Source organism: Prevotella sp. OH937_COT-195, from assembly GCF_003932845.1.
In the GTDB taxonomy this organism is placed as follows: Bacteria; Bacteroidota; Bacteroidia; order Bacteroidales; family Bacteroidaceae; genus Prevotella.
This window is the reverse complement of the sequence record NZ_RQZH01000051.1, coordinates 1-3,662: the sequence shown is the minus strand read 5'-3', so window position 1 is coordinate 3,662 and position 3,662 is coordinate 1. Positions and strand designations below refer to the sequence as shown.

4 protein-coding genes are annotated in these 3,662 nt (G+C 38.9%); all 4 read right to left on the bottom strand.

Going from position 1 to position 3,662, the window contains the following annotated elements:
• Nucleotides 1-333 precede the first annotated feature (333 nt).
• The gene (locus EII32_RS11050; protein ID WP_125235439.1) at nucleotides 334-1,773 is read right to left on the bottom strand and encodes an ATP-binding protein; all 1,440 of its coding nucleotides are present in this window, start codon (nucleotides 1,771-1,773) and stop codon (nucleotides 334-336) included.
• A gap of 413 nt (nucleotides 1,774-2,186) precedes the next feature.
• Nucleotides 2,187-2,768 carry a hypothetical protein gene (locus EII32_RS11045; protein ID WP_125235438.1) on the bottom strand — a complete coding sequence of 194 codons (582 nt, stop codon included), beginning with the start codon at nucleotides 2,766-2,768 and terminating at the stop codon, nucleotides 2,187-2,189.
• Nucleotides 2,765-3,094, bottom strand: a complete 330-nt coding sequence (locus tag EII32_RS11040) for a hypothetical protein (protein ID WP_125235437.1) — start codon at nucleotides 3,092-3,094, stop codon at nucleotides 2,765-2,767. Before EII32_RS11040 ends, EII32_RS11045 begins: the two co-directional genes overlap by 4 nt.
• 11 nt (nucleotides 3,095-3,105) lie before the next feature.
• Entirely contained in the window at nucleotides 3,106-3,594 is a 489-nt protein-coding gene (locus EII32_RS11035) for a hypothetical protein (RefSeq protein WP_125235436.1), read from the bottom strand.
• Nucleotides 3,595-3,662: the final 68 nt, after the last annotated feature.

Below are 3,662 nucleotides of genomic sequence, written 5' to 3'. Positions count from 1 at the left end.
TGCTCCTTTTCGGATAGGCTGGCAGAAATCACTCTCGTAGTCTAGATTTCCATCCAAATACGCCCATTCTGCAAGAAAAACACTCCTTTTAATAGACAATGCCTTCTTGTCTTCAAGCATAGCTACAATTTCTTTATAAGCAGACTCAAATCGTTCCTCGATTTGAATCTGTTGCGCTTTTGAATTAGAAACAAAGAGCACACAAAAAACTAATAGAACTAATTTATTTCGCATTTATATTTTCTATTCAAGAGTCGTTAAAGTATATTCCGTTAATTATGTTTGCAAAAATAACAATTTCCAATTACTTTGCACAAATTTTGCACGTCTATATTACAATACTTGTCCAAGAAACTCTGATGCCATGCGGTTAATTTCATCAATGTCCATCGGTTCAAGCACGATTTCTTCTGGTTGCAAGTTCAGCAGGAACTGCATATAGCTGGGGAGAGTTAACAAATGCCCTTCCCTGCCTATATTGTAATCACCGAACTTTATAATCTGTTTGACATGATACTTCTCTGGGTGATTCAAAACAGTTCTTGCACTTTTAGCCTTGCTTGACTTTGCTTTGACTTCCAGCGGAACACACTCTCCATTCATTCGCACAAGAAAATCCAATTCCAATCCAGAATCCTTTTGGAAATAGTAAAGGTTCTGCGTTTTCTTGTGAAGCGTGTCGGCCATCAGATTCTCGTATATAGCACCTTTAAAACCACCAAGATTGCCTTGAAGAATGTCTGCGCGTGTTCCCTCTCCAAGCATCTCTACGAGCAAGCCAATATCGGACATATAGACTTTGAAAACATTGTCCTTGGCATTGCCTTCCATCGGAAGCCCAGTGATGTCTGTATTGTAACAACGGCAGATAATACCTGCATCTTCCAACCATTGTAGCGACCCGGCATAAGTCTCTCCGCGCCCTCCTGGCTTCACCTTACTGTACTGGAATTTTTTATTTTCCTTTGCCAACTGTTTTGGTACGGAGTTGAAACACTCACGGATATGTGGCTTGTCTTTGTCGGGAGCATACTTTACCATATCGTCGCGATACTCCTTCAAGATGGACTGATAGACCTTTCTGACCTCGTTCATGTTATTGGTTCTGAGGAAAACATTGACTGCGTCAGGTAGTCCTCCGACAGCAACATAAAGGTTCAGCATATTCTTCAAGGCAACATGTATGCCGGCAGGAACAGGAGATTCTTGCGCGTAGCATTTTGAGAGAGCGTCAATAACTCCAGTGCTCATGCCGTTGGCCCATAGGAACTCTTCAAAGTCCAGCGGATACATTTCAATGATATCTTCAGAGCCGACTGGAACAGAATTGATGCCTGGATCTTTCGTTTTTGACAACCTGCGGTGTCGTTTCTTTAGTTCATCACCATACCCCTGCACTCCAAGTAGTGAACCTGTTGCAATCACATCGAAGCGGCCGTCCTCCTTGAAGAACTTCAGTGAAGTGCGTGCTTCAGGGCATTCTTGTATTTCATCAAAGATAAAACACGTTTCTCTGGGAGTGAAAGTCACTCCAGAAATCTGTGCGGACAAGTTCAATAAGATGGTGTTCACATCTTTTGCACCAAGAAACGCTGTGATACGCTCAGGCTCCTTTATGAAATTGATATAGACAACAGTCTTGTAATTTGTTTCTGCGAAGTGCTGTGCTATGAATGTCTTACCACACTGACGAATGCCCATTATCACCAAAGGCTTGTGTCCCGTAGAGTCTTTCCACAGGGTAAGAGAGTCTTCTATTTTCCTTTTCAGCATATTTTAAAACGATTTTGTGCTGCAAAGATACACTTTTTCCAACGAATAACCATCATTTTAACGCACTTTTTCCAATGAATAATATATATTTTAACGCATTTTTTCAAGCGAATATGCCAAAAGCTAACTTGAATATGACCTCAATATACCCAAAAAAGGACTTGCCCAAGCGGACAAGTCCCTTTACTTTGTTGTCGGATTAAAATTATTCCTCTACGGCTGCCTGGGCGGCGACTAATTTTGAGGCGATTTTGCTGATTATTAGTTATTTGCGTTTGAGCTGGTCAACATTTGGGCTGCATTTTTCGTGCATTCTGCACGTTCTGCACGTTGATGTCTCGTATTATTTCGCAAGAATATTCGCTTACGTAATAAAGTCTTTCTTCATCTTATCTTTACTTTTAAAGGTGAGTTCATTTTAAAATCCTTGAAAAAATCGTTCCGTCTTGGAATGTATACTGCACAAGTCCATATTTTTTGCTCCAAGCATAACTCTTTATAGAGTTAGCGTGATCATAATTTGTAATTTGTTCTGTATTCCTTTCGTCAAAAAACATTATATCATTGAACGTGAAACTGTTGACTTTTAATGTTGTCAATTTTAGAGGTATTTCTCTTGACCATCTTCCTAATAGCCCGCCCGAAAAAAAGAGAGGCTTGTTATTATACAATTTTTGAACATAAAGAGTTCCTACGCATCCAGTAGCTCTATTAAAACTATAATGAATGCATCCCCCAGCTATATAATCCGTATTACTTGTATTAAAGTATGCCATGTTGAAAGGATTCAAAGAATTGTAAATCTCAATTTTATATATTTTAGCAGTATCTTTTGTCCCATTACTAGATTGGAAATACATAATTTCGCCCTCATGTCTATTTGCCACCCATGCCAGTTCCTCATCATTCATGTGTGTTATGTAATGATAAACGCAAGAATGGAAAAAGAATAAAAGAAGCAAAATAGAAGAAGTCCATTTTAACAATCTTTTCATGGCTCTGGAAGTTTATGTTTCAAAAAATCATCTATAGTATGAGTCGGTACTATACCTGTTGGAATTCCTATTGTTTTTCCCGGAAGAGATAGGCCTATCTTTTCTTGAAGATTATTCAGCATGTCTCCTCCCAATCTAATATTACCAATACCGATTTTGGCCCCTATAGCACGATAATTCACTACATTAGGATCTTTATTTAATCCTCCTACTAGTTTTGTTAACCCACTAACTGCAGCAGGATTAAATGTTATAGCAGCCCTACCTGTTGCCATGCTTGAGGCTATTGCTTCTCCTCCTCCAAGTGAGTGCCCTACAAATGTCAATTCACTATTCCCTAACTCATTAGATAATGTTCTTGCATTATAAATGGCTGTGTGGTATTATAAATGGCTGTGTGGTATTGAGGTGCAGCACCTGCAAGTTGTGCAACATCTTCTATTGCATCTTCAACAGAATTAGTACCAGCATAGACATACGCGTATTCTGTGATCCCATCTTTAGTACGTTGGAATAATGTTGATTGCAAGCCATTCGGATAAAAACGTGTGTAATCCTTTTGAATAGACGTTTCATAATCAGACACTATCCATCCACTTTTTGCTAATTGTAAGGCATATTGCTCCATTGCTTGTCTATTATCTTTGTACGCATATGCAGCCATTAACGCAGCCTCTGAAGCTTTAGGTCTTTCTCCGTCAGGATCGATAAACTTGACCGGATTTCCGAAACAATAAGCATACGGCGAAATCCAAGGCCATGCATTTGCATTTACTGTTACCATTGAAATAGCAAGTGAAATTAAGACTTTCTTTAATCTTTTCATAATGATCTTATTTTATGATTTGTACATTCTTTCGGATTCTCTCTATGTCTTCTGGACTTTGCTTCCAC

What these genes read in the sequence shown, in the direction of transcription:
- EII32_RS11050 (WP_125235439.1), bottom strand. Translation starts at nt 1,773, where the DNA reads ATGCTGAAAAGGAAAATAGAAGACTCTCTTACCCTGTGGAAAGACTCT.
- EII32_RS11045 (WP_125235438.1), bottom strand. Translation starts at nt 2,768, where the DNA reads ATGAAAAGATTGTTAAAATGGACTTCTTCTATTTTGCTTCTTTTATTC.
- EII32_RS11035 (WP_125235436.1), bottom strand. Translation starts at nt 3,594, where the DNA reads ATGAAAAGATTAAAGAAAGTCTTAATTTCACTTGCTATTTCAATGGTA.